Below are 25,037 nucleotides of genomic sequence, written 5' to 3' on the forward strand. Positions count from 1 at the left end.
GTCAAAGCGGCCACAGAAGCGGGATCAGCAACGCCGACAAAAGCCCCATGGACAGGTTCAGCGGGATCCCCACCCGAAGGAAATCGGTGAAGCGATAGCCGCCGGGGCCATAGACCATCATGTTGGTCTGATAGCCGATGGGCGTCGCGAAACTGGCCGAGGCCGCGATCATCACCGCCACCACCAGCGGCCGCGGATCGACGCCAAGCGCATGGCCCAGCCCCACCGCAATCGGGGTCACGACGACGGCGACCGCGTTGTTAGTGACCAGTTCGGTCAGCACCGAGGTCAGCAAGTACACCGCCCAGACCACGAAGAACGGCGGCAGTTCCGCCAGATAGGGCGCAAGCCCGTCGACGATCAGCTTGACCGCGCCCGAGGATTCCAGCGCCGCACCGACCGCCAGCATGGCGAAGATCAGCGCCAGCAACCGGCCCTCGACGAAGGTGAAGGCCTCTTCGGCGTCGATGCAGCGCGCCGCCAGCACCAGCGCCACCGCCGCCACCGCCAGCATCAGGATCGGCGCGACACCCAGCGCCGCCAGCACCACGATGCCCACCAGCGCGCCGATGGCGATGGGCGCCTGGGTCCGGCGATAGGCGCGGCCCGAGGGATGGGTGATGTCGACCAGCCCCATGTCGGCGGCCAGCCGCTTGATGTCGGCGGGCGCGCCCTCCAGCAGCAGGGTGTCGCCGACCCGCACCACCAGATCGTCAAGCTGGCGCCCGATATTCTGGTTCCGCCGGTGCGCGGCCAGCACATAGACCCCGAATTTCCGCCTCAGCCGCAGCGAGCCCAGCGTCTGTCCGATCATCTTGCAGCCGGGCGAGATCAGCACCTCGACCGTCGAGGTCTCGACCGCCGACAGCTGATCGACCCGGCGCAACGACTTGTTGCGCTGCAGCGACAGCAATTCGGTGACCTGGGTCCGCAACACCACCCGGTCGCCGGTCTGCAGCGTCACGCCGTTCAGATTGCGCCGGAGCGACTCGTCGCCCCGGATCACGTCGATCAGCCGGACGCCCTCGCGCTTGAACAGCTGCACGCCCGTAACCTCGCGGCCGATCAGGTTGCTGTCGGGCGGGATCACCGCCTCGGTGAAGAACTTCATCTTCGACTTGTCGGACAACAGATCGGCCATGCTGTCGCGGGCGGGCAGCAGCCGGCGCCCGAAGACGCGCAGATAGATCATCCCCCAGGCGACCAGCACCAGCGCCAGCGGCGTGACCTCGAAGATCGAGAAGGGCTCCAGCCCCTGGGTCCGCGCCACCCCGTCGACCAGCAGGTTGGTCGAGGTCCCGATCAGCGTCAGCGTGCCCCCGAGGATCGCGGCATAGCTGAGCGGGATCAGAAGCTTCGAGGCCGAGACCCCGAGGCTGCGCGCCAGCTGGACGAACACCGGCAGCATCACCACCACGACCGGCGTATTCGACACGAAGGCCGACGAGATCAGCACGAAGCCCATCAGCGTGGCAATGGCGCGCCGTGGCTTCTGCTTGCCGCCGCGCTCGGCGGCATGGATCACCCAGTCGAGCGCGCCGGTCCGGACCAGCGCCCCCATCACCAGGAACATCGCGGCGATGGTCCAGGGGGCGGGGTTCGACAGCACCCGCAGCGCGTCCTCATAGGGCAGGATGCCCAGAACCAGCATCACCGTGGCGCCGCAGATCGCGATCACCTCGGCAGGATAGCGTTCGCGCACGAAGGCCACGAACATCGCGGCCACGACCGCCAGCGCCAGCAGCGCCATGCCGGTGGGGGGGAGCGAAAGCGGGATCATCGACGGCCCTTCACTGGCTTCAGGACAAGTATGTGCGCCCGATCCGGCCTCGGCAAGCGATGCGGCCGGGTCCGGAAGGGTCGCGGCGGCCACCGCGGATTGCTCCGCCCGGCCGCGCGCCGTCGCAGGAAAGACCGTCCCGAGGACGTCCGGTCGGCCCGCAAGGGGCTCCGGTCATGGCGCGGCCTGCTCCAGCCGTCCGCCCTGGCGGATCATGCGCACGCGCATGGCGCGGCCGGTGCGGTCGTCGGTTTCGACATAGACGCCCGACAGGGTCGCCTCGCCCATCGCCGGAGTAAAGCGGGTCTTCGACATGCCGGTGATGAAGCGGCGCATCGGTTCGGCCTTGTCCATGCCGATGACCGAATCGTAATCGCCGCACATGCCGGCATCGGTCAGATAGGCGGTGCCGTCGGGCAGGATCTGGGCGTCGCCGGTCGGCACATGGGTATGGGTGCCGACGACAAGGCTGGCGCGGCCGTCGCAATAATGCCCCAGCGCCATCTTCTCGGAGGTCGCTTCGCAATGCACATCGACCACCGCCGCCTGGGCAAGCCCGCCCAGCGGATGCGCCTTCAAGACGGTCTCGATGGCCGAGAACGGATCGTCGAAGGGCCGCTTCATGAAGACCTGGCCAAGGATCTGCGCCACCAGCACCTTCCGCCCGCCCCGGGCGTTGAACAGCCGCGCACCCTTGCCCGGCGCCCCCTTGGCGAAGTTCAGCGGCCGCAGGATACGCGGCTCCTGCTCGATGAAACCCAGCATGTCCTTCTGGTCGAAGGCATGATCGCCCAGCGTCACGCAATCGGCCCCGGCCTCGAGCAGCCCCTTGGCATGGGCAGGCGTCAGCCCGGCGCCCGACGAGGCATTCTCGCCATTGACCACAACGAAATCGAGGCCCCAGGCCTCGCGCAGGGCCGGAAGGCGGTCGGCCACGGCCGACCGGCCCGAGCGGCCCATCACATCTCCGAGGAACAGCAATTTCATGGCCGTCAGCCCTAGGACGGAGCGGCCGCGCGCGCAAGTGTCTTAGGGCAGGATCACTTCCGCTTCGGTAACGATCAGATCGAGCGGCAGGTCGGTCGGCTCGGCCGGAAGGTCCGGCAGTTCCTGGCCCGCATAGGCCAGCCCGACCGCCAGAACAGGGCCGCGCGCACGCAAAAGCGCCAGTGTCCGGTCGTAGTACCCGCCGCCATAGCCCAGCCGGATGCCCCGCCGGTCGAAGGCCAGAAGCGGCACGATCAGCACCTCCGGGACCATCGGCCGCGGCTCGGACGGGATCGAGACGCCGAACGGCCCGCGCTCCATCGCGCAATCAGGCGTCCAGAGCCGGAAAGACAACGGTCGCGCCGCGCCCTCGATCACCGGCACGCCGACCGGCCCGGCCCGGCCCAGCGCCGCCATCGCGGGGCGCGGGTCAAGCTCGGACCGGATCGGCAGATAGCCGGCGGCCGGGCGGCCCAGATGAGGCGCCAGCACCGCGTCGAGCCGGGCCAGAGCCTCTGCGCCGCGGGCCGGGTCATGGACGGCGGCGCGCCGCGCCTGCGCCTCGGCCCGAAGCGCGGCCTTCGCCGCGACGATCACAACAGCACCACCGAGGCGAGCCCGAGAAACGCGAAGAAGCCGACGACATCGGTCACCGTGGTCACGAAGGTCCCCGAGGCCAGCGCCGGATCGACCCCGAGCCGGTCCAGCATGACCGGCACCAGGATACCGGCCAGCGCCGCGACCCCCAGATTGATGATCATCGCCGCCGCGATCACCATCGCCAGCGTGCCCGATCCGAACCAGAGGACCCCCACCGCCCCCATCACCAGCGCGAACAGCACCCCGTTGATCACGCCGACGGCCAGTTCGCGCCGCACGACGCGCCAGACGTTCGAGCCGGTCAGGTCCTTCGTCGCCAGCGCGCGCACCGCGACGGTCAGCGACTGGGTCCCGGCATTGCCGCCCATAGAGGCGACGATGGGCATCAGCACGGCCAGCGCGACCACCTGGGCGATCGCGGTCTCGAACTGGGCGATCACCAGCGAGGCGACGATGGCGGTGCCGAGGTTCACCAAGAGCCAGGGCACGCGCTGACGGCAGGTCTCGACCACCCGGTCGCTGAGGCTGCTGTCGCCGACCCCGGCCAGACGCAGGATGTCTTCTTCATGTTCCTCGTCGAGGACGGCCATCGCGTCGTCGATGGTGATGATCCCGACCAGCCGCCCGGCATCGTCGACAACGGGCGCCGAAATCAGGTGATACTGGTTGAAGGCATAGGCGACCTCGCCTTCCTCCTGGGTCGCGGGAATGGTGCGGAAGCTCTCCTCGAACAGCTCGGTCAGCTTGACCGACCGGCGCGAGGACAGAAGCTTGCCAAGCGTCACGTAGCCCACCGGCCGGATGCCGGGATCGACCACGATGACATGGTAGAACTGGTCGGGCAGCGTTTCCTTGTGGGCGCGCAGATGGTCGATGGTCTCGCCCACGGTCCAGTGTTCGGGCGCGCGCACCACCTCGCGCTGCATCAGGCGGCCGGCGGAATATTCCGGATAGGTCAGCGCCTGTTCGACGGCCAGCCGGTCGGCATCTTCCAGCGCGTCCAGAATCGCCGCCTGCTGGGGCTCGTCGAGATCTTCCAGCAGATCGACGACGTCGTCGGATTCAAGCTCGCGGACGGCCTCGGACAGGACATCGCGCGGCAGGAAGGCGATCACCTCCTCGCGCAGGCTTTCGTCGAGTTCGGACAGCACCTCGCCGTCGAAGAAGCTCGATCCCAACAGCAGGATCTCGCGCCGGTGGCCGCTGTCGACCTGTTCCAGAAGGTCGGCGATGTCGGCGGGGTGCAGCGGTTCCAGCAATTCGCCAAGGCGCACCCGGTCGCCTGCGGCCACGGCCAGGCGGATCGCGGCAACCGTCCGGTTGTCGAGACCGTAGCCCTCTTCCCCGGGCTCCGCCTGGTCGATGACCTCGTTTTCCATGCCTGCCCTTCCGCTGCCTTGTCCGCACCATAACCATTGCCCGTTGCAGGCAACAAGGTCGGATGCAGGCCGCGCGCGGCCGCAGGCCCGAGCATCGGCCAGAAACCTCTCCGGAGATTTCAGAAAGCCGAGGCGCGCAGCCGTCGCGCGGGTTAAAGCCCGGCCAGACGCCGCGCGATCCGGGTCTGGGCCGCCACGGCCGTGCCGAGATCGTGGGTGACGATGCGGCCGTCGCGCACCACCTGCCGCCCCTCGACGAACAGATCACGGACCCGGTTCGGCCCGGCCAGCAAGATCGCGGCCCGATCCCAGAGCCCGGCCGCCTCGATCCCCGACATGTCCCAGATCGCCAGATCCGCACGCATGCCCGGGGCCAGCCGCCCGCAGTCGGGCCGCCCCAGCACATCGGCGCCGCCCCGGGTCGCGATTTCAAGCGCCTCGCGCGCGCTCATCGCATCGGCGCCCAGCGCCACCCGCTGCAACAGCATCGCCTGCCGCGCCTCGCCGATCAGGCTGCCACCGTCATTGCTGGCCGACCCGTCGACGCCAAGGCCCACCCGCACCCCGGCATCGCGCATCGCGCGGACCGGCGCGATGCCGGACCCGAGCCGGCAGTTCGAACAGGGACAATGCGCGACCCCGGTGCCCGATTGCGCGAAAAGTGAAATTTCGCGACCGTCAAGCTTGACGCAATGGGCGTGCCAGACATCGTCGCCGGTCCAGCCCAGATCCTCGGCATATTGCCCGGGGCGACAGCCGAACCGGTCCAGCGAATAGGCGATATCCTCATCGTTTTCGGCCAGATGCGTGTGCAGCCGCACGCCCTTGTCGCGCGCCAGAAGGGCCGCGTCGCGCATCAGTTCGGGGCTGACGGTGAAGGGTGAACAGGGCGCGACGCCGACCCGGATCATCGCGCCCGGATCGGGATCGTGAAAGGCGTCGATCACCCGGATGCAGTCCTCGAGGATCGCGGGCTCGGCCTCGACCAGCCCGTCAGGCGGCAAACCGCCCTTCGACTCGCCGATGCTCATGGCGCCGCGGGTCGCATGGAACCTGATCCCGACCTCGCGCGCCGCGGCGATGGTATCGTCCAGCCGCGCCCCGTTCGGATAGAGGTACTGATGGTCCGAACTCATGGTGCAGCCCGAAAGCGCCAGTTCGGACAGGCCGACCAGGGCCGAAACCCGGAATTCCTCGGGGCCGAAGCGCGACCAGATCGGATAAAGCGTCTTCAGCCAGCCGAACAGCAGCGCATCCTGGGCGCCCGGCACCGCGCGGGTCAGGCATTGCGACAGGTGATGGTGGGTGTTCACAAGCCCCGGCGTCACCAGACACCCGTCGGCCCGGACGATCTCGGCCCCCTCGGGCGCGAGGCCCGTGCCAATCTCGGCCACGCAGCCGTCGCGCAGCCGCAGATCGGCCCCCGCCAGCTCGCGCCGCTCGTCGTCCATGGTGACGATCAGCTCGGCGCCCTGGATCAGCACATGGCCCATGGGTCAGGCCGCCGCCGAAAGGATCGCCAGCGCCTCGGCATGGATACTGGCATTGGCGGCCGCGACCACCCGGCCCCCGTCATGGGCCGGACCGCCCTTCCAGTCGGTGACGATGCCCCCCGCCGCCTCGATCACCGCGATCGGGGCCTGAATGTCATAGGCATGCAGTCCCGCCTCGACCACCAGATCGACATGGCCCATGGCCACCAGCGCATAGGCGTAGCAATCCATCCCGTAGCGCACCATCTGCGCCTGACCGGCCAGCGCGGCAAAGGCGCGCCTCTCTTCCGGGGTGCCGACCTCGGGGAAGGTCGAAAAGACCGAGGCCTGAGAAAGAGGTCGCGGCGCGCGGGTCGCAAGCCTGCGCTGGCCATGGGGTCCCGAAAACTCGGCCCGTCCGAACCCGCCCAGGAGGCGTTCGCCGATATAGGGTTGGTCGATGATGCCGAGGATCGGTCCGTCCGCATCGGACAGCGCGACCAGGACGCCCCAGGTCGGCGTGCCGCAGACGAACCCGCGGGTTCCGTCGATCGGGTCGAGCACCCAGGTCAGTCCGCTGCGGGACGAGGTGCCATCAAGCTCCTCGCCCAGAACGCCGTCTTCCGGGCGGCGGTCGGCGAGAATCGCGCGCATCGCCGCCTCGGACGCACGATCGGCGCGCGTGACAGGATCGAAGCCCGTCCCGGCCTTGTTCTCGACCCCGAGGGTCGCCGTACGAAAATGCGACAGGGTCGCGGTTCGTGCAGCATCGGCCAGCGCATGCGCGATCTCGATCAGGGAGTCGGCTTCCGTGTCTTTCATCCGGCCTCCGGTGGACTTGCGGACGGGGCGCTGATGCGCCTGCCACCTGGGCGCTAGCCTTGCTACGCTCGTCCGTCAAGCACCGGTTTCAGGCCACGTCGCTCAGCACGCGCGCCAGTTCGAAAAGCCGCCGCCTCTGGTTCTCGGGAATGGCATAGTAAGAGCGCACCAGTTCCAGCGCTTCCTTGTCCGACAAGAGATCGTCGGGCATGCCGGTGGTCGTCTGCTCGGCGTTGCGGCCATCAAGGCCTTCGAAGAAGAAGCTGACCGCGACGTCCAGCGCATCGGCGATGTCCCACAGACGGGAGGCGCTGACGCGGTTCATGCCGGTCTCATACTTCTGAATTTGCTGGAACTTGATACCGACCCGCTCGGCCAGTTGCTGTTGGGTCATGCCCACCATCCAGCGCCGGTGTCGGATACGTTTGCCCACATGGACATCTACAGGGTGTTTCATTGGTGAACTCCTCTACCGACAAACATATAGCAACACCTGTGCCAAGCGAACGGGGAAACGCTCTTAACCCACCACTTCGCTAATAAACCCATAACAAAAAAGGTAATTTAAATTTGTACGATCCCTGGGGCAGTGCACGAAATTGGTTAAGTACCCCGACTCAAGCTCGCGTAATGGTTGCATGTCGCGAATCTGAAAGAGCGCCTTCGCATTTCGCAAACAACCTTTAGACAGGTGCCCTTTGCATTCTGCGAAAGCAGGGATCACTGGTCACACCACCCCGGCCCCACTAAGGTTACCGCCGTGTCAGTCTACACCATTCTACGGAGTTTCGATGCGCCTTTTCCAGCTTGACCGGATCGGAGAACAGCCGCGCCTGGCCGAGGCAGACTGTCCCGCCCCAGCCGCGGGCGAGGTCCGGGTGCGGATCGCGGCCTGCGGGCTCAATTTCGCCGACCTCCTGATCATCGAGGGCCGCTATCAGGAACACCCTCCCCTGCCCGCGACCCTGGGCATGGAGTTGGCCGGAACCGTCGAGGCGCTGGGCGAGGGAGTCGATCCGGGCCGTCTGGGCACACGCGTCGCGGTCTTTGCCGGATCGGGCGGGCTGGCCGAGGCCGGTTGCTTTCCCGCCGACCGCTGCCTGCCCCTGCCCGAGACCATGAGCTTCATCGAGGCCGCAGGGTTTCAGATCGCCTATGGAACCTCGCATGTGGCCCTGTCGCACAAGGCGCGGCTGGCCCCCGGCGAGACGCTGCTGGTCACCGGCGCGGCGGGCGGGGTCGGGCTGACCGCAGTCGAGATCGGCAAGGCGATGGGCGCGACCGTGATCGCCTGCGCGCGCGGCGCCGACCGGCTGGAGGTCGCGCGCGCTGCGGGCGCCGATCACCTGATCGACAGCGACACAGACGATCTGCGCGCGGCGGTGCTGGCGCTTGGCGGGGCGGATGTGGTCTATGACCCGGTCGGCGGGCCGCTCTTTGCCGAAGCGATGCGGGCCTGTCGGCCCGACGGGCGCCTGCTGGCGATCGGATTCGCCTCGGGCGAGGTGCCGCAGATCAAGGCCAACCACCTGCTGGTCAAGAACCTCTCGGTGATCGGGCTTTACTGGGGCGGCTATCTGGCCTTCCGCCCCCAGGTGCTGACCGCCAGTCTGGCGACGCTGTTCCGCTGGCATGCCGAAGGGCGGCTGCATCCCCATGTCAGCCATGTGCTGCCGCTCGAGCGCGCGGCCGAGGGGCTGGATCTGTTGCGCCAGCGCAAGGCGACCGGCAAGGTGGTGATCGCGATGCACTGACCGGCGCCTCAGGACGCCCGGTAGGCCTGCCGGATCAACTCGGCCAGGGCGCCGATCACAGGCCCGTCGGCAAGGTCCGAGGCATAAAGGTTGATCTGGGTCGTCTTCAGGTCGGGCAGCGCGCCGCCGTGCTGGATACGCTCGACATAAGGCGGCAGCGCGCCGTCGACCGAGGTATGGACCGCGAGATCGGCGCTGACGCTGGCCTCGACGGTCCGGCTCGAATCGCTTTCGACCGTCATCACCCAGGGGATTCCCGCGCGGTCGAGCGCGGCCTGCACGCCCTGGCGGAAGATGCAGGTATGCTCGTAGGCAAGCCGCAGCGGGCGCTGGCGCCAGGCCGTCCCGCCGATGGCCCCCACCCAGACCAGCGGCAGTTCGGTGAGCGTCTCGCCGGTCGGGCCGCAGCGATCCTCGGTGGTCAGGATGATATCGACATCGCCGCGCCGGAACATCTCGCGCAAGCGCATCGTGTAGGACGAGATCAGCTGCACCTTGACCCGGGGAAAGTCGCGGGCAAACCGGTTCAGCACCAGCGGGATCGCCGGATAGACGATGTCATGGGGCACGCCCACCACCACCTCGCCCTCGTATTCCTGCGCGGTCATGCGCGCATAGACCTCGTCGTTCAGGCTGAGGATGCGCCGGGCATACCCCAGAAGCTGTTCGCCCGAGGCGGTCAGCTTGACCTTGCGTTCGGTCCGGTCGAGCAGTTGCAGGTCCAGCGCTTCTTCCAGCCGCTTGATCTGCATCGACACGGCCGATTGCGTGAGGTTCAGAAAGCCCGCCGCCCGCGTCACCCCGCCCGCATCCGATACAGCCACAAACGAGCGCAGGGCAGTCATGTCCAGATTGCGCGCCACATCAAGATTCCTGATTCAACCCATAACCATCATTCGTTTGAAGAATGGACCACAATCCGGCATAAGTATCAAGGATGGTGATGAAACAAGGCCGTTTCATCAAAGTTAACGAAGGTGCAACACCATGGCGCAAGTCAGCACGAACATCCGCGCGGCCCACGACGTCGGCGGTGCCGGCCTCGTGAAACGGATTCTTCTGGGGCTGAGCGCCGCGCGCCAGCGCCGTCAACTGGTCGAGCTGGACGACCGGCAATTGCGCGACATCGGCCTGACCGCCGAAGAGGCCCGTGCCGAAGCGCGCCGCCCGGCCTGGGACGTCCCGCAAAGCTGGCTGCGCTGAACCGCCGCTGCGTCCTGCCACGAAACCTACGGCGAATGCCGCGCGTTTGACTGCCGGAAGGCTTGAAATGGGTTCCGCCCTTGCCGATATACCCCGGCAATGGCGGGGCTTTTGCGCTTGACCGCCGGTATTGGACCAAGGAGGAGGCTTTCAATGGCTGACTACAACACGATCCGCGCCGGGGCGACGGGCGTTCGCACCGCGCAGATCGACGAGGGTCTTCGCGCCCATATGAACAAGGTCTACGGCACCATGTCCGTAGGCATGCTGATCACCGCGCTGGCGTCCTGGTCGATTTCGGGGCTGGCCGTCACCGACATGCCAACCGCCGTGCAGATCGGGGCCGACAAGTACCTGACCGGGCTTGGCCAGGCGCTTTACACCTCGCCGCTGAAATGGCTGATCATGTTCGCGCCGCTGCTTTTCGTCTTCGGCTTCTCGGCGGGCATCAACCGGATGTCGGCCGCCACCGCGCAGGTCGTCTTCTACGCCTTCGCCGCCGTGATGGGCCTGTCGATCAGCTCGATCTTCCTGGTCTTCACCGGCGTCTCGATCGTGCAGACCTTCCTCGTGACGGCCATCGCCTTCGCGGGCCTGTCGCTCTGGGGCTACACCACCAAGAAAGACATCTCGGGCTGGGGGTCGTTCCTGATCATGGGCGTGATCGGCCTCGTGGTGGCCTCGATCGTGAATCTCTTCTTCCACTCTCCGGACATTGCCTTCGCGATCTCGGCCATCGGCATCCTGATCTTCGCCGGGCTGACCGCCTATGACACCCAGCGGATCAAGACCGAGTACATCCAGCACGCCCATGCGATGGACAGCGAGTGGCTGGGCAAGTCGGCGATCATGGGGGCGCTGAACCTCTATCTCGACTTCATCAACCTCTTCATGTTCCTGCTGCAGTTCCTCGGCAACCGCGAGTGACCTGACGCATCAGGACCTGACTTTTCCAGACCCGCCGGACCTCCCGTCCGGCGGGTTTTTTCTTGCGCCCGGGCCGCACAGCCAAAGGGGATTGCGCGGTCGCGGATATTAGTTGATAAAAACACTAAGGATTGAGTCTCGGAGGGAGAACTGCCGATGCGACATCATTTCGACCGCCGCGCCGGGCGCGCGGCCACGGCCCTCGCGGCCAGGACCGGCGCCTGTCTCGCAACGCTTCGGATCTTTGCCAGGGACTGGGACACGGCTTTCGCCGAGACCGCCGAAGGGGTCGTCTTCGACCTGTATCGAGGCGGACGGCACACCGCCCTGGTCGGCCGAAACGCGGCCCGCGCCCGGTCGTCGAACCCGTTCTGACGGGAACGACGGCGGGCGCAACGGCCGCAGTCAGCAGATGCGCGGCAGCTGCTCGCCCACCAGCATGTCGACGATGCGCGCCCCGCCGAAGGCGGTGCGCATCCGGACCTGACCGGGATGCTCTGCGGTCGCCCGGCCGACAATGACGGCATCGCGGCCTTCGGGCCGGGCGCGCATCGCGGCCAGCGCCGCCGCGGCCTCGGCCTCGGGGACGAAAAGAACCAGCGTTCCCTCATTCGCCAGATAAAGCGGGTCGAGCCCGAGGATCTCGCACATCCCCTTGACCTCGTCGCGCAAGGGAAGCGCCTCTTCCTCGATCTCGACACCAACGCCCGCCGCCTCGGCCATCTCGTTCAGCGCCGAGGCCAGCCCGCCCCGCGTCGCGTCCCGCGCGGCCCGGGTGCCGGGGGCGGCCGCGATCACCGCCTCCATCAGATGGCCCAGCGCCTGACAGTCGGACCGGATGTCGGTCGACAAGGCCAGATCGCCCCGCGCGGCCAGGATCGTCGCGCCGTGATCGCCAAGCACGCCATTCACCAGCGCCACGTCGCCGGGGCGGATGCGGCTGGCCGCCAGCTCGCGCCCGGGCGGGATCGCGCCCACACCGGTCGTGGTCACGAAGACCCCGTCGGCGGCACCGCGCCCCACGACCTTGGTGTCGCCGGTCACGATCCGCACGCCTGCGGCCTCGGCCTCGGCCGCCATCGTCGCCACGATCCGGCGCAGAAGGGCGATCTCGGTGCCCTCCTCGATGATGAAGGCCGCCGACAGCCACAAGGGCCGTGCGCCCCCCACCGCCAGATCATTGATCGTGCCGCAGATCGCGAGCTTGCCGATATCGCCGCCGGGAAATTCCAGCGGCGTGACGACGAAACTGTCGGTGGTCATCGCGAGCCGCGCGCCGGGCTCGGTCAGCGCCGCATCCGACAACCGGGCCTGATCCTCCATCGCGTCGGGCCGGAAGGCCGCGGCGAAAACCTCGTCGATCAGATCGCGCATCGCCCGTCCGCCCCCGCCATGGGACAGCGTCACATGGGTATCGCGCAACCGCGCCCGGGTCGGGACATTCATTCAACCGCCTCCGGCGCCCGGGCGCCGCCATACTGCCAATAGGCCGCGCAGGCCCCTTCGGAACTGACCATCAACGCGCCCAGAGGCATCTCCGGCGTGCAGCCGCAGCCGAATTGCGGGCAGGCCGTGGGTTTGATCCGGCCGGTCATCACCTGACCGCAGGCACAGCCCTCGGGCTCGGGCACCACACGCGGTCCGGCGGCATAGCCGACACCGAATTTCTCTTCGGCGTCAAAGGCGCGATATCTCGCCCGGATCCGCAGTCCGGACTGGTCGATCTCTCCGAGACCCCGCCATTCGAAGGAGGGACGTTTCTCATAGACATCGGCGATGGCGGCAAGGCTGACCGGGTTCCCGTGCTCGGGCACCACGCGGGCATACTGGTTTTCCACCTCGGCCCGGCCATCCCGGATCTGGGTCAGCACCATCAACACCGATTGCAGCAGATCCAGCGGCTCGAACCCCGCCACGACGATGGGCTTGCCATAGTCCCGCGCAATGAAATCGTAGGGGTGGATACCGATCACCATCGAGACATGCCCCGGCCCGACGAAGCCATCGAGAACCATATGCGGATCGTCCAGCAGCGCCTTGATCGGCTCGGGCACGGTGATGTGGTTGCAGAAGACGCTGAAATTGCCCAACCCCTCGCGCGCGGCCTGCTGGATCGACAGCGCGGTCGACGGCGTCGTCGTCTCGAAGCCGAGGCCGAAGAACACCACCTCGCGCCCCGGATTGCGGCGCGCCAGTTCCAGCGCGTCGAGCGGCGAATAGACCATGCGGATATCGGCGCCCGCGGCCTTGGCCTGCATCAGCGACATCTTCGTGCCCGGCACCCGCATCGCGTCGCCGAAGGTGGTGAAGATCACGCCCGGGCGGTTCGCGATCTCGACGCATTCGTCGACCCGCGCCATCGGCAACACGCAGACCGGGCAGCCGGGGCCGTGGATGAACTCGACCCCCTCATGCACCAGCTTGTCGAGCCCGTAGCGGAAGATCGCATGGGTATGCCCGCCGCAGATCTCCATGATGTGGACCGGGGCCGCGCGCGTCGCGCCGATCTGATCGGCCAGCGCAGAGATACGGGCCAGAACGGCCTTCGCGGCCTTCGGGTCGCGGAATTCGGTCGCGTATTTCATCCCTGCCCCTCCAGCGCCTTCGCACCCTCGGCCATGGCCTCGGCCGCTTCCTGCGCCTCGCCCAGATCCTGCAGCGCCTGCAGCGTCTTCGCGGCCTCGTCCGCATCGATCCGGGCCATGGCGAAGCCCACATGGATCAACGCCCATTCGCCCACCAGGTCCTCGGCCGGGCCGTCGAGAATGCAGGCCACGTTCACCTCGCGCCGCACCCCCGAAACCTCGGCCAGCGCCATCATCCGCGCGGCATCGGTAACGGCCACGATACGGCCGGGAATTCCCAGACACATGTCAGTCCTCCTCGTCCTGAGAGACTCGCCCAGCGGGACCGGCGATCCCGTAGCGGTCGAGCTTCGCCCTCAGCCCCACCCGCGAGAGGCCCAGTTCGGCGGCCGCGCGGCTCTTGTTCCAGCGATGCCGGGTCAGCGTCTCGCGCAATATCCGCATCTCCATCAGCTCGACCCGGTCCTTCAGCGATCCGGTCCGCGCCAGCACCGCATCGGCCGAGCGGTCGGCGCCCTCGTCGCCGGGCGGTGCCTGCAGGATGTGGCGCGAGATCAGATCGGCCCCCAGCATCTTGTCCGGGGCCATTACCAGCATCCGCGCGATCTCGTTCTTCAGCTCGCGCAGGTTGCCCGGCCAGTCGTAGTTTTCCAGAAATTCCAGCGCCGCCTCGTCGAGCCCATGCACCGGCTTGCCATGGGCCTGGGACAGCTCGGCCAGCTTGGCCTGTGCCAGCAGCGCGATGTCGCCGCGCCGGGCGCGCAGCGGCGGCACCGCGATCTCGCCCGCCGCCAGCGCATAGTACAGATCGGCGCGGAACCGGCCTTCGGCGACCAGCGCCTTCAGATCGGTGCCCGCGCCGCAGATGAGCCTGAAATTGGTGCCAACCGTTTCCTGCCCGCCGACCGGCGTGAAAGCGCCCTCGGTCAGCACCCGCAACAGCGTCAGCTGCAGCCCTGGCGGCGCGGTCTCGATCCCGCCGAGGTAAAGCGTGCCGCGATCGGCCTTCTGCATCAGCCCGATCCGGGCGACGCCCCCGGCCAGCACGCCCCGTTTCGCGCCCATCAGTTCGATCGCGGTCAGATCCTCGGGCATACCGGCCAGATTGAGGTCATAGAACGGCTTGTCCGCCCGCAACGAGGCGTAATGCATCGCCCGCGCCAGCTGTGCCTTGCCGGTGCCGGGCTCGCCCGTCAGCACCACCGGCAGGTCGAACCCGGCAAAGCGGCGGGCCATCTGCACCACCTCGACCATGGGCGAGTTGGGCGCGCGCAGCACGGTTTCGAACCCCATGCCCTCGCGCAGCGCCTTGCGGCGCTTTTCGACCCGCGACTCGGCGGTCGAGGCCAGAAGCCGCATTTCCAGCGCCATCCGCTCGTTCTCGCGCGACAGCTGGAACAGCTGCGCCGCGTTGCGGGCCGCCACCAGAAGCTGGTCGGGATGCCAGGGCTTGGTCAGGATCTGGTGAATGCCGGCCTCGTTGATCGCGGCGACCATGGCCGAGCTGTCGGTATAGCCGGTCACGATCAGCCGCACCGTCTCGGGCCAGCGTTCGCGGACCTCGGACAGGAACGCGACCCCGGAGCGCCCGGGCATGCGCTGGTCGCACAGGATCACCTGCACCCATTCGTCGCGCAGCACCGCCATGGCGGCTTCGGCATCGGCGGCGGTCAGGACATCGAATTCGTCCTCCAGCGCCATCCGCATCGCAGCCAGCGAATGCGGCTCGTCATCGACAAGCAGGACCGCCGGGCGGGCGCTGGCAGGCGCCATCAATCCGCCGCCCCGGCAGCCTTCTCGGCCAGCCGCGCGGTCAGCCAGTCGATCCAGGCCTCCATCCCCTCGCCGGTACGGGCCGAGACGCGCAGGATCTCGATGCCGGGATTGACCCGCCGGAGATTGGCCTCGTAGAGGTCGAAATCGACATCGCAATGCGGGGCCAGATCGGTCTTGTTCAGGATCGCAAGCCGGGCGACGGTGAACATGTCGGGGTATTTCAGCGGCTTGTCCTCGCCCTCGGTGACCGAGAGGATCGCGACCTTGGCATCCTCGCCCAGATCGAAGCCCGCCGGGCAGACCAGATTGCCGACATTCTCGATGAACAGCATCGCCCCCCGCGGCAGCGCCAGATGGTCCATCGCATGGCCCACCATATGGGCGTCGAGATGACAGCCCTTGCCGGTATTGACCTGAATGGCCGGGGCGCCGGTCGCGCGGATGCGGTCGGCATCGTTCGAGGTCTGCTGGTCGCCCTCGATCACCGCCAGCGGCTGCGCGCCCAGCTGCTCGATGGTGCGGCACAGCAGCGTCGTCTTGCCCGAGCCGGGCGACGAGACGAGGTTGACGGCAAAGGCGCCCAGCGCCCGCAGGACCCGGCGGTTGCCATCGGCAAAGGCATCGTTCTTCGACAGGATGCCGGCCTCGATCTCGATCAGCCGCGCCTGCGACATGCCTGGCACCGACACCCCGGCCGCACCCCCGCCGTAGTGCAGGTCGCCATGGTAGCCATGGTGGTGGTGCCCGTGAGCGTGCCCGTGGTCATGGGTGTGGTCATGGGTGTGGTCATGGGTGTGGTCATCGTCATGCCCGTGGTCATGGCCATGCGTGTGGTCATGATGGTGATGATGAGGGGCATCCTGCCCGTGATCCTGGGCCTGCCCCCTTGCCTGCCCTTCCAGCGTCGCGCCCCCGCACCCGCATACCGTGCACATCACACCACCTCCATGTCCTTGATCCGCATTTCGTCGCCCCCCACGGGCATCAGCCGGCCGCCGCCGCAGCGCGGACAGGGGTCGAGCCGGTTCTCGATTTCGACCTCGACGCCGCAATCGTAGCACAGCGCACGGCCGGGCAGGTCGATCATTTCAAGCCGGGCGCCCTCGGCCGGGCTGCCCCGCATCACCACGTCGAAGGCGAATTCCAGCGCCGGTTTCTCGACCCCGGCAAAGCGCCCGATTTCCAGCCGCAGAAGCCGCACCGCCGCGAACCCGTGGGCGCGCGCCTGATCCTCGACGATCCCGCGAATACCCTCGCACAGCGACATCTCATGCATGGGCGGCCTCGTCGAAGACGACCGGTACGCACGGGTCGAGGATGTCGACCACCAGCGGCGCCAGGTCGGCCCGGCCGCGCGGCAGGCTTTCCAGCGCCCGCTGCAGCACCCCGCCCCGCGCGCAAAGGTGATCGGTCGGCGTCAGGCGGCGAAAGGCCGCGACGCGCCCGTCCTCGACCCGCGCCGACAGGGAATAGGTCCCCCGTGCCGCGGGCACGCGAACGACCCCGCCCCGGGTGTCGGGGGTGGCGGGGAACTGGCCGGACAGGCAGGCCTCGAGATCGACCAGCCGCGCCGCCGCGCGCCAGAGCGGGCCGCGCCCGTAGCGCGCTTCGATCTCGGCCAGCAGCGGCGATGTGCGGTGCCGCAGCCAGGGCGAGTTTTCCTCCGCTGCCGCGTCAAGCGCAGGTCCGGGGTCGGCCGGGGGCAGATCGGCAACCGCCTCGCCCGGCGCGAACCGTCCGGCGAGTGCTGCCAGAACCGGCGCCACGCCCGCCCCCGCCACCAGCCAGCGGTCAAACGCATCGGGCGCGGGGCATCGGCCCGGGGGGCCGAACACGGCTCGGGCGATATCGTCGCCCGGCAGCGGCGCGGGCGGCAGGCCCAAAGCGCGTGGCCAGAGCACGAAAAACCGCATCAGATGGTCGCGCAGGATCTCGTCGGCCAGCGCCGCGCGGTCCTCAGGCCGCGCGGGCAGCCCCAGCACCACGCGGGCCCCCAGCGACTGGGCAGCCCGGCAAAGGTTGAAGATCCGCGGCACCAGCAGGGCGGCCTCCTCGACCCGGCGATGCAGCAGCAGGGCCTCGAGCGCAGGCGGGGCCGGCGCGGCGATCCGCGGCCCGGCGCCGGTCAGGGCGATATGCAAGGCCGCGCTCACGCGCCCGGCGCCTCCGCCGGACGGTCCTCGGCCCCGGCGGCCAGACCGCCCGAGATCACCGCGCGGCGGGTCGGGGCGCCCGTGCCCGAGGCCTCGCCTTCGGCGGCCTCGGCGTCCGCCAGATCCGTCTCGCGCGCGGCACGGATGTCGGCAGCGCGGTCGGTTTCGGCCCGGTTCTCGGCCTTGAACAGCTCGACCATGACCGCGCGGGCGACCTCGACCGCCTGCAGCTGGCTGGCGAAATCGTTCATCGGCGAGAACAGCGAACAGGCCTTGTAGCCGCCCGCCATCGGCCGGACATTGTGGATGAACTCGTAGTCGCCCGACGGAAAGCACAGGCTTTCCTTGGCGCCCGCAGTCAGACCGGACCAGTCCTCGCCCTCGGCGGGCAGCAGGATCAGGTTCATGAACCAGGGCGCCACCAGCACGCCCAGCGGGCGCCCCTCATAAAGCGCGAAGCCCACCGCTTCGACATGCAGCGAGGCGTTGACCAGGGGCACGTCGCGCATCTTCGAATGCCAGATCTCGCGGAACTCGGCCTCAAGCGCGGCGGTGCGGTCGGCGATCCAGGCCGCCGTCGCAGCCTCGGCCGCGCCGGGATCGTCCTTGACCATGAACTGGGCCTTCGGCGCGTCGCAGGTCGGGCAGGTCCAGTCCTCGGGCAGCGCGGCGAAAGGGGTGCCGGGCAGCACCTGGCGGAAGTCGTCGCCCTCGGCCGGGTCATAGACCGTCCAGCAGATCTTGCATTCCATCACCGCCGCCGCGCTGATCCGGTCGTCGCGGCCGCCATAGCTGCCCTCGAAGCGGGCGGTCATCGGATCGCCTCCAGCACGTCGCGGATGCGCCCGGCGCTGTCGGCCAGATCCTCGGGCGCGGCCAGCACCACCTCGGGCATGTCGGTGACCTCGAAGGTGTCGAGGATCAGCGTGTCCATCGAGTTGAAATACTGCACCCGCCAGACATTCGCCGTGGCGGTGGCGGTGATCCGGCAATTGCCATAGCCGCGCGACAGGACCGTCACAGCGCCTTCGCCAAGCGCCGCGTCCAGCCAGGCCAGATCGCCCTCGGTATGGGGCAGCAGGGTCAGGTTGACCACATGCGCGTCCTTGCCCTTGCGCCAGGCGGCCGACCGGTCGAGCAGCTCGACCAGCAGCGCCGGGGCGTTGAAGACATCGAGCCCCTTCGGCGCCTCAAGCCCCAGCGCCGCGCGCTGCGGTGCGAAGGCGATCCTGGCGCGCGCGGGCACCGCGCCGACCTCGACCCGGTCGACGCCCGCGCCCATCACCCGCCAGACCCCGGCAAAGACGCTTTCCTGCACCGCGACGGCGGGCACGCCCTGGATGCGGACCGACACCTCGCCCTGGCCCAGCGTCTCGGTCAGAAGGGCGCGCGCGTCGGGCGGCAGGTCGGCCAGCTGAAAGCTTTCGCCCTCGCCGGTCGCGGCGGCACGCTCGCAGGCGGCGGCGGCGCGCTCCAGCAGGGCAAGCGCCGGTGCGGCGGCATCGGTATCGTCGATCTCGGGCAGATGCGCGGCATAGGTCCGCATGCCCGAAGGCATCTGCATGTAGCCAAGCTCGTCATCGGCGGGTTGCGATCCGGGGCCGAAGCCGGTGGGGGGCAGATGAAAGCCGGAAACCATGATGTCCTCCTCAGGCGTCGGTCAGCGACAGGATATGCGCGGTGCGGGCCAGGTAGTCGTCCCAGTCGCGGATCTTCTGGATATCGCCCAGCAGCTGCCCCTCGCGGTAGAAGATGAAGCTTGGGGTCTTCAGCGCCCGGGTCGTCTCGCGCAGTTCGGCCTCGATCGCGTCATCGACGAGGGCGCAGTCGAAGGCGCCCTGAAACGCCTGCCGCAGCTCGGGCAGGATCACCGCCGCATCGGCGGTCTCGAGGTTGCGCGCGGGATCGCCGGGCACGAACAGGCAATGCACCCCCGGCCGCGCGGTGAAGGCCGCGACATCCGCCATGTCGGTCAGCCTGGGCCAGCCGAGATCGGTTTCGAGACGGGCAATCAGCGGGTGGGTCATGGCGGTCATCCCTGGGTGTCGCCAGCCGCCAGCGCGGCCTGCAGGTGGGGGGGAAGGCTCGGTTCGCGGGCCTCGAGATCGGCGAAGGCATCGCCCGCCGAGCCACCCGCCATCACCGCGCGCAGCCCGTCCAGCGCGGCGCGGATCCTCTGCGCCTCGTCGGGGTCGAGCAGATCGCGCGCGGCGCCCAGAAAGGTCAGCACCCAGTCGCCCACCCGCGCCTCGGGCGTCAGCGACAGGTCGATCAGCGCGCCTTCGTCGGTGCGCCCGGCAATGCCGTCGATCCCGATCAGCCGCATCGGCTCGCCCACGCACATCAGCGCACCGGCCCGGCAAGATCGCCCTGCCCGGGGAAGAACCGGTCGTCGCCCGAGCGGCAGGCCGCCTCGGCCGAGGGCCGGCCGGATTCGTAGGCCTCGCGGCGGATCGAGGGATCGGCCAGATCGGGCGTGGCGGTGCGGCCCGGCCGCGCGGCGACGCCCCAGCGGGCGAGCTCGGCCAGCCCTTCGGCCAGCGCATCGGGCAGCCGCGCCGCCACGGTTGCGGTCAGCCCGCCGCCGTAATCCTCGATCTCGGCGGGCTGGCAGCCGATCAGGGTCATCCGTGCCGGGCTGCAGCCCTTGAAGGCGGCCGTGGCCAGCACATCCTGAAACCCGGTCTGGTGCAGGCTCATCTTCTTCGCGCCCATGAAGGCGGGCACGTCGCCGTCGCGGACGATCTTCAGCGTGCCGGGTGCCAGCCCGTAATCGACCGCATCGAAGATCAGAAGATCGTCGGCCTCTTCGAGAAAGGGCAGCAGATAAAGCCCCTGGGTGCCACCATCCAGAAGCCGCACCCCGGCGTCGAAGGCATGGGTCTCGGCCAGCGTCTCGACACAGCGGGGCCCGAAGCCCTCATCCGCCCAGAGGACGTTTCCGATACCGAGGATCAGGGTCAGGCGGTCAGTCGCGGCGGGCATGGGGTCCTCCCTCGGCCGGTGCCGGCAGCGGGGGCCATCCTGCCCCGCCTCCGGCGGAAAATAGGGTCTTTCGGTACGGCGGGAAGGCCCTGTGGCCGGCGCGGATCGCCAGCGCATCGGCCGCCCCGCCGCGCCGCGGGCAAAGCTGTGCCCGCGGCTTCGGGGTCTTCGCGTTGTTTTATTCCACCCGATTGTCCTTGAAGGTCCGCCAGCCGGAAATCATGGTGGTGATCATGGACTGACGCGACATGATGTCTTCGCGGATCGCGGCATAGATGTGAAAGATCGCAAAGAGCGTGATCGCCCACATCCCCAGATGGTGCAGCGTGTGCAGCCGCTGGGAATTGCCGACAAGCCCCAGCACCCAGCCGAACCAGCTGTCATAGAACGACCCCTGCCCCGCCCCTTCGGCATAAAGCGCGAAGCCGGTGACGATCATGAAGGTCATGCCCAGCGTGATGAAGGTGAACATCGCGAAATGGGCCAGCGGGTTGTGGCCGATATACTTCTTCGGCTCCTTTTCGAGGAAGGCGTACCATCGCGCCTCGAAGATCATCTCTTTCCACCAGCGCTTGCGCCAGACCGGGATGTAGAACAGCTGCCGCGCATGCCGGTTGCCGACGAAGGCAAAGTAGATCCGGCCCAGGAAGGCGACCGTCAGCACCATGCCCGAGGCGAAATGGGCAAAGCGGATATAGCCGAACACGAACTGGTCGGTCGCCTCGGCGATTTCCATGGTGGGCGGCGGCGAGGCGATCAGGTAGCCCGTCACGATCAGGATCGTGATCGCCAGCGCGTTGACCCAGTGCCAGATCCGGACCGGCATTTCGTAGACATAGACGGCCGCGCGCAGCTGCAGGCTTTCGATATCCTCGGGACGGGCACCGCCGGTCAGCCGCGCGGCCTCGAGCGGGGTCGGCGCCTCGGGGTTCGGGATATGGATCGGGATGGAGGTTCTGTCTTCGACACTCATGGCGCGATCCTCATCCGGCAAGGAGCCAGGCGCCCGAGGCCACCAGCGCGCCTCCGGCAGTCCGGCGCAGGGTGCGGGCGGCGCGGGCCTCCGCGACCGCGCGGGCAACAAGAATGCCGGTCAGGTGCAGCGCCGCGGTCGAGATCAGGAACCCGCCCAGATAGGCCAGCGCCGCCCCGGTCGCCTCGGAGGCATGGGCATGGCCGTGGCAGATGCCGAAAAGCGCGATCGCCCCCAGCGAGGCGCCGGTGACCCAGCGCGCCTGCCCGCGATGGGCAAAGGCGGCCAGAACACCGAAGGCCAGGACCGAGGCCGCGATCATGCCCTCGACGCCCGGCAGCGGCACCCCCGCCCAGGACAGCGCGGCGCCTGCAACCATCGCCCCCATGAAGGCGGCGGCCCCCGCCCAGAGGCGCGCGCTCAGCGCAAAGCCCGACCAGAGCCCCACCGCCAGCATCGCCAGCAGGTGATCGGCCCCGGTCAGCGGGTGCAGCACCCCATGAACGAACCCGGTAGACGCCCCATGGCCGGTATGGGCCAGGGCCGGGCCCGCCACTGCGGCCAGAGCCGCGGCAAGCAGATATTTCCTCATCGTCGTCTCCTCCCTCAGCGCACCTTGACGCGGGTCAGTTCCTGTCCGTCCGGCGACATCACATGGGTCGAGCAGGCCAGGCACGGATCGAAGCTGTGCAGCGTCCTGAGGATCTCGACCGGCTCGTCGGGGCGTTCCATCTTGGTGTCCATCAGAGCCGCCTCGAAGGCACCGATATTGCCGGCCGTATCGCGCGGGCTGCCGTTCCAGGTGGTGGGCACCACGCATTGATAGTTCTCGATCCGCCCCCCCTTGATCTTGATCCAGTGGCCCAGCGCGCCGCGCGGCGCCTCGGTCATGCCGACGCCCTTGGCCTCTTTCGGCCAGGTCTTCGGGTCCCATTTCTCGACATTGGCGGTGGCGGTGTCGCCGTTCCGGCAGGTCGCGATCAGCTTGTCGAAGAAATACTTCTGCAACCGGGTGCAGTATTCAGCCTCAAGCGCGCGGGCCGCGGTGCGCCCCAGCGTCGAGAACAACGCCTCGACCGGCAGGTCCATGGTCCGCAAAAGCCCCTCGACCTGGCCCTTGATGTCCTCATGGCCCTTGGCATAGCCGATGACATAGCGGGCCAGCGGCCCCACCTCCATCGCATGGCCCTTCCAGCGGGGCGCCTTGATCCAGGAATACTTGGCCGCCTCGTCCAGTTCCTCGATATTGGTCTTGGTTCCCTTGGCATTGGGCCCCAGCTCGAATTTCGGCTCGGTCACGCCGTCCCAGGGATGCAGGCCCTTGCCCGGCTCGCCATAGCTGTACCAGGAGTGATCGACGAATTCCTGCACCTGTTCGGGATCGCGCGGATCGACGTCGAGCACCTCGTTGAGGTTGCCGTTGATGATGGCGCCGCGCGGCAGGTGCAGCTGGTCCGCCGAGAAGTCGTTGGGGTTCTCGGGGATGTCGCCATAGGCCATGACCGCCTGGCCCGACAGCCCGCCGCCGTAAAGCCAGCTTTTGTAGAAGCCGCCAATGGCAACGACATCCGGGATATAGACGTTCTTCACGAAGGTCGTGCACTGGTCGATGATGGAGCTGACCATGTTCAGCCGCTCGATGTTGATCGCGCCGACCGCACCGGTGCCGTCGAGATTGATCGGACAGGGCACACCGCCCACCAGCCAGTTGGGGTGCGGGTTCTTGCCGCCGAAGATGGTGTGGATCTTCACCACCTCCTTCTGCAAATCCAGCGCCTCGAGGTAGTGGGTCGTGGCCATCAGATCGGCCTCGGGCGGCAGCAGATAGGCCGGATTGTCCCAATAGCCGTTCTTGAACAGCCCCAGCTGCCCAGATTCGACGAATTTCTTCAGCCGGTTCTGCACGTCGCGGAAATAGCCGGGCGAGGACAGCGGGTGGCTGGGCGAAACCGCCTGTTGCAGTTCCGACGTGGCCTTCGGATCGGCCTTCAGCGCGTTCACGGGGTTCACCCAGTCCAGCGCATGCAGGTGGTAGAAATGGACGATATGGTCGTGAATCTGCAGGTTCAGCTGCATGATGTTGCGGATCGAGTTGGCGTTCTGCGGGATGGTGATCCCCAGCGCGTCCTCGACTGCACGCACCGAGGTCAGCGCATGCGTCCCGGTGCAGACGCCGCAGATCCGTTCGGTGAAGGCCCAGGCATCGCGCGGGTCGCGGCCCTTGAGGATCACCTCGAGCCCCCGCCACATGGTCCCGGTCGAGACCGCGTTGCGAATGATGCCCTGATCGTCCACATTCACCTCGCAGCGCATGTGGCCCTCGATCCGGGTCACGGGATCGACGACGATGCGGCGGCCGGAATTGTCGAGGTCAAAGCCGTTCGGGGTCGCGACCATGGCTTACACCTCCTCTTTCTTCGCGGCGTCCTGGGACTTCTTCTGGGCCCGTTTCAGGGCCGAGGCGGCGACATGGGCGACGATGCCCGCGCCCACCGCCCCGGCGGCGGTAAAGCCGATCTGATCGGCGGTGGCCTCGATCCCGAACTGCTTGATCGTGGTCAGCCGGTCATAGAACGACCCCTGGTCCCAGAACCCGTCCTCGGAACAGCCGATGCAGCCATGGCCCGACTGGATCGGGAAGCTGACGCCCTCGTTCCAGCGCACGGTGGAACAGGCATTGTAGGTGGTCGGCCCCTTGCAGCCCATCTTGTAGAGGCAATAGCCCTTGCGCGCATAGTCGTCGTCCCAGTTCTCGACGAACTGGCCCGCGTCGAAATGCGGGCGGCGGTAGCACTTGTCGTGGATGCGCTGGGAATAGAACATCTTCGGCCGCCCCTGACGGTCGAGATCGGGCATGCGGTCGAAGGTCAGCATGTAGGTGATGACGCCGGTCATGACCTCGGCGATGGGCGGACAGCCCGGCACCTTGATGATCGGCTTGTCGGTGATGACCTTGTGCACCGGCGTCGCGCGGGTCGGGTTCGGGGCCGCCGCCTGCACGCAGCCATAGGAGGCGCAGGCCCCCCAGGAGATGATCGCCTTGGCGTGTTCGGCCGCATGGCGCAGCTGATCGACGAAGGGCTTGCCGCCGATGATGCAGTACATCCCGTCCTCGTTCAGCGGCGGGTTCCCTTCCACCGCGAGGATGTAGTTGCCCTTGTATTTCTCGATCGTGTCTTCCAGCGCCGCCTCGGCCGCATGGCCCGCCGCCGCCATCAGCGTGTCGTCATAGTCGAGCGAGATCATCGACAGCACGACGTCCTTGGCCAGCGGATGGGCCGAGCGGATGAAGCTTTCCGAACAGCAGGTGCATTCGAGCCCGTGCACCCAGATCACGGGGGTCCGCGGCTTGGTTTCCATCGCATGGGCGATCTTCGGCACGAAGGCGGGTCCCAGCCCCAGCGCTGCCGCCGTGAGCGAACAATACTTCATGAAGCTGCGCCGGGTGATCCCCTGGCGGCGCATCACCTCATAGAATGTCTCGATTTCGGCCAAGTCGGTCCTCCCGTCCAATGACCCGGCGCCGCGGCGGCGCGCGGAAGGTTCAGTATGCCAGCGCATGCAAACAGAGCGCGGCCGGCACCAGCAAGGATTTCCTCAGGATGTTTAAAATCGTGTTAATTGCGTTATATTTCAGACGT

General features: G+C 67.9%; 28 protein-coding genes. 4 read left to right on the forward strand and 24 right to left on the reverse strand.

The genetic code is table 11. The features are described 5' to 3' along the window. Nucleotide 1: 1 nt before the first annotated feature. From DSD19_RS20095 to DSD19_RS20125, 7 genes are all read right to left on the reverse strand, one after another. Nucleotides 2-1,780 carry an SLC13 family permease gene (locus tag DSD19_RS20095; protein WP_113670869.1) on the reverse strand — a complete coding sequence of 593 codons (1,779 nt, stop codon included), beginning with the start codon at nucleotides 1,778-1,780 and terminating at the stop codon, nucleotides 2-4. 174 nt (nucleotides 1,781-1,954) lie between these two features. After that, nucleotides 1,955-2,767, reverse strand: a complete 813-nt coding sequence (locus tag DSD19_RS20100) for a TIGR00282 family metallophosphoesterase (RefSeq protein ID WP_113670870.1) — start codon at nucleotides 2,765-2,767, stop codon at nucleotides 1,955-1,957. A gap of 42 nt (nucleotides 2,768-2,809) precedes the next feature. Next, a complete protein-coding gene (locus DSD19_RS20105) occupies nucleotides 2,810-3,364 on the reverse strand; it encodes a 5-formyltetrahydrofolate cyclo-ligase (RefSeq protein ID WP_113670871.1) in 555 nt (184 codons plus the stop codon). Further along, a complete protein-coding gene (gene mgtE, locus DSD19_RS20110) occupies nucleotides 3,361-4,746 on the reverse strand; it encodes a magnesium transporter (RefSeq protein WP_075784896.1) in 1,386 nt (461 codons plus the stop codon). Before mgtE ends, DSD19_RS20105 begins: the two co-directional genes overlap by 4 nt. Before the next feature lie 152 nt (nucleotides 4,747-4,898). Continuing rightward, nucleotides 4,899-6,239: an 8-oxoguanine deaminase gene (locus DSD19_RS20115; RefSeq protein WP_113670872.1), complete on the reverse strand. Its 1,341-nt coding sequence runs from the start codon at nucleotides 6,237-6,239 to the stop codon at nucleotides 4,899-4,901. A 3-nt stretch (nucleotides 6,240-6,242) separates the two neighbouring features. Continuing rightward, nucleotides 6,243-7,040 carry a histidinol-phosphatase gene (hisN, locus tag DSD19_RS20120; RefSeq protein ID WP_113670873.1) on the reverse strand — a complete coding sequence of 266 codons (798 nt, stop codon included), beginning with the start codon at nucleotides 7,038-7,040 and terminating at the stop codon, nucleotides 6,243-6,245. A gap of 88 nt (nucleotides 7,041-7,128) precedes the next feature. Beyond that, complete coding sequence (locus DSD19_RS20125; protein ID WP_075784893.1) at nucleotides 7,129-7,497, reverse strand: helix-turn-helix domain-containing protein; 369 nt, start codon at nucleotides 7,495-7,497, stop codon at nucleotides 7,129-7,131. 334 nt (nucleotides 7,498-7,831) lie between these two features. Here DSD19_RS20125 and DSD19_RS20130 point away from each other — a divergent pair, with 334 nt between their 5' ends. Continuing rightward, nucleotides 7,832-8,794 (forward strand): NADPH:quinone oxidoreductase family protein, encoded by a 963-nt coding sequence (locus DSD19_RS20130; protein ID WP_113670874.1) that lies wholly within the window; start codon nucleotides 7,832-7,834, stop codon nucleotides 8,792-8,794. Nucleotides 8,795-8,802: 8 nt separating this feature from the next. Here the strand turns inward: DSD19_RS20130 and DSD19_RS20135 are convergent, their stop codons facing one another. After that, on the reverse strand, nucleotides 8,803-9,657 hold the full coding sequence (locus tag DSD19_RS20135; protein WP_075784891.1) for a LysR family transcriptional regulator: 855 nt from the start codon (nucleotides 9,655-9,657) through the stop codon (nucleotides 8,803-8,805). 124 nt (nucleotides 9,658-9,781) lie between these two features. Here DSD19_RS20135 and DSD19_RS20140 point away from each other — a divergent pair, with 124 nt between their 5' ends. The 3 genes from DSD19_RS20140 to DSD19_RS20150 all read left to right on the forward strand — a co-directional run bounded on the left by DSD19_RS20140 (nucleotide 9,782) and on the right by DSD19_RS20150 (nucleotide 11,299). Next, the gene (locus DSD19_RS20140) at nucleotides 9,782-9,997 is read left to right on the forward strand and encodes a DUF1127 domain-containing protein (RefSeq protein ID WP_075784890.1); all 216 of its coding nucleotides are present in this window, start codon (nucleotides 9,782-9,784) and stop codon (nucleotides 9,995-9,997) included. A 153-nt stretch (nucleotides 9,998-10,150) separates the two neighbouring features. Continuing rightward, a complete protein-coding gene (locus DSD19_RS20145) occupies nucleotides 10,151-10,924 on the forward strand; it encodes a Bax inhibitor-1/YccA family protein (protein WP_113670875.1) in 774 nt (257 codons plus the stop codon). Nucleotides 10,925-11,080: 156 nt separating this feature from the next. Continuing rightward, nucleotides 11,081-11,299 carry a hypothetical protein gene (locus DSD19_RS20150; protein ID WP_075784888.1) on the forward strand — a complete coding sequence of 73 codons (219 nt, stop codon included), beginning with the start codon at nucleotides 11,081-11,083 and terminating at the stop codon, nucleotides 11,297-11,299. A gap of 30 nt (nucleotides 11,300-11,329) precedes the next feature. Here the strand turns inward: DSD19_RS20150 and hypE are convergent, their stop codons facing one another. The 16 genes from hypE to DSD19_RS20230 all read right to left on the reverse strand — a co-directional run bounded on the left by hypE (nucleotide 11,330) and on the right by DSD19_RS20230 (nucleotide 24,891). Then, nucleotides 11,330-12,370 (reverse strand): hydrogenase expression/formation protein HypE, encoded by a 1,041-nt coding sequence (gene hypE, locus DSD19_RS20155; protein ID WP_113670876.1) that lies wholly within the window; start codon nucleotides 12,368-12,370, stop codon nucleotides 11,330-11,332. Then, a complete protein-coding gene (gene hypD / locus DSD19_RS20160; protein ID WP_113670877.1) occupies nucleotides 12,367-13,509 on the reverse strand; it encodes a hydrogenase formation protein HypD in 1,143 nt (380 codons plus the stop codon). The genes hypE and hypD overlap by 4 nt, the downstream gene beginning before the upstream one ends. Next, a complete protein-coding gene (gene hypC / locus DSD19_RS20165) occupies nucleotides 13,506-13,796 on the reverse strand; it encodes a HypC/HybG/HupF family hydrogenase formation chaperone (RefSeq protein ID WP_075784885.1) in 291 nt (96 codons plus the stop codon). Before hypC ends, hypD begins: the two co-directional genes overlap by 4 nt. Before the next feature lies 1 nt (nucleotide 13,797). Next, nucleotides 13,798-15,282: a sigma-54 dependent transcriptional regulator gene (locus DSD19_RS20170; RefSeq protein ID WP_113670878.1), complete on the reverse strand. Its 1,485-nt coding sequence runs from the start codon at nucleotides 15,280-15,282 to the stop codon at nucleotides 13,798-13,800. Further along, on the reverse strand, nucleotides 15,282-16,220 hold the full coding sequence (gene hypB / locus DSD19_RS20175) for a hydrogenase nickel incorporation protein HypB (protein WP_165828195.1): 939 nt from the start codon (nucleotides 16,218-16,220) through the stop codon (nucleotides 15,282-15,284). Before hypB ends, DSD19_RS20170 begins: the two co-directional genes overlap by 1 nt. Continuing rightward, entirely contained in the window at nucleotides 16,220-16,561 is a 342-nt protein-coding gene (gene hypA, locus DSD19_RS20180) for a hydrogenase maturation nickel metallochaperone HypA (RefSeq protein WP_075784882.1), read from the reverse strand. The genes hypB and hypA overlap by 1 nt, the downstream gene beginning before the upstream one ends. Beyond that, entirely contained in the window at nucleotides 16,554-17,438 is an 885-nt protein-coding gene (locus DSD19_RS20185) for a hydrogenase expression/formation protein HupK (RefSeq protein WP_113670879.1), read from the reverse strand. Before DSD19_RS20185 ends, hypA begins: the two co-directional genes overlap by 8 nt. Next, nucleotides 17,435-18,253 (reverse strand): [NiFe]-hydrogenase assembly chaperone HybE, encoded by an 819-nt coding sequence (gene hybE / locus DSD19_RS20190; RefSeq protein WP_113670880.1) that lies wholly within the window; start codon nucleotides 18,251-18,253, stop codon nucleotides 17,435-17,437. The genes DSD19_RS20185 and hybE overlap by 4 nt, the downstream gene beginning before the upstream one ends. Further along, nucleotides 18,250-19,077 (reverse strand): hydrogenase expression/formation protein, encoded by an 828-nt coding sequence (locus DSD19_RS20195; protein ID WP_113670881.1) that lies wholly within the window; start codon nucleotides 19,075-19,077, stop codon nucleotides 18,250-18,252. Before DSD19_RS20195 ends, hybE begins: the two co-directional genes overlap by 4 nt. A 10-nt stretch (nucleotides 19,078-19,087) precedes the next feature. Then, nucleotides 19,088-19,465, reverse strand: coding sequence for a hydrogenase accessory protein (locus DSD19_RS20200; RefSeq protein WP_113670882.1), 378 nt, complete (start codon nucleotides 19,463-19,465; stop codon nucleotides 19,088-19,090). 5 nt (nucleotides 19,466-19,470) lie between these two features. Next, a complete protein-coding gene (locus tag DSD19_RS20205; RefSeq protein WP_113670883.1) occupies nucleotides 19,471-19,782 on the reverse strand; it encodes a HypC/HybG/HupF family hydrogenase formation chaperone in 312 nt (103 codons plus the stop codon). Further along, on the reverse strand, nucleotides 19,782-20,423 hold the full coding sequence (locus DSD19_RS20210) for a HyaD/HybD family hydrogenase maturation endopeptidase (RefSeq protein WP_113670884.1): 642 nt from the start codon (nucleotides 20,421-20,423) through the stop codon (nucleotides 19,782-19,784). Before DSD19_RS20210 ends, DSD19_RS20205 begins: the two co-directional genes overlap by 1 nt. Nucleotides 20,424-20,601: 178 nt before the next feature. Continuing rightward, the gene (gene cybH, locus DSD19_RS20215) at nucleotides 20,602-21,396 is read right to left on the reverse strand and encodes a Ni/Fe-hydrogenase, b-type cytochrome subunit (RefSeq protein WP_075784875.1); all 795 of its coding nucleotides are present in this window, start codon (nucleotides 21,394-21,396) and stop codon (nucleotides 20,602-20,604) included. A gap of 10 nt (nucleotides 21,397-21,406) precedes the next feature. Then, entirely contained in the window at nucleotides 21,407-21,988 is a 582-nt protein-coding gene (locus tag DSD19_RS20220; protein ID WP_113670885.1) for a HupE/UreJ family protein, read from the reverse strand. Between the two features lie 14 nt (nucleotides 21,989-22,002). Next, entirely contained in the window at nucleotides 22,003-23,793 is a 1,791-nt protein-coding gene (locus DSD19_RS20225; RefSeq protein WP_113670886.1) for a nickel-dependent hydrogenase large subunit, read from the reverse strand. 3 nt (nucleotides 23,794-23,796) lie between these two features. Continuing rightward, complete coding sequence (locus DSD19_RS20230) at nucleotides 23,797-24,891, reverse strand: hydrogenase small subunit (RefSeq protein ID WP_075784872.1); 1,095 nt, start codon at nucleotides 24,889-24,891, stop codon at nucleotides 23,797-23,799. Nucleotides 24,892-25,037 lie beyond the last annotated feature (146 nt).

The organism is Rhodovulum sp. BSW8, from assembly GCF_003314725.1.
Taxonomy (GTDB): domain Bacteria; phylum Pseudomonadota; class Alphaproteobacteria; order Rhodobacterales; family Rhodobacteraceae; genus Rhodovulum; species Rhodovulum visakhapatnamense.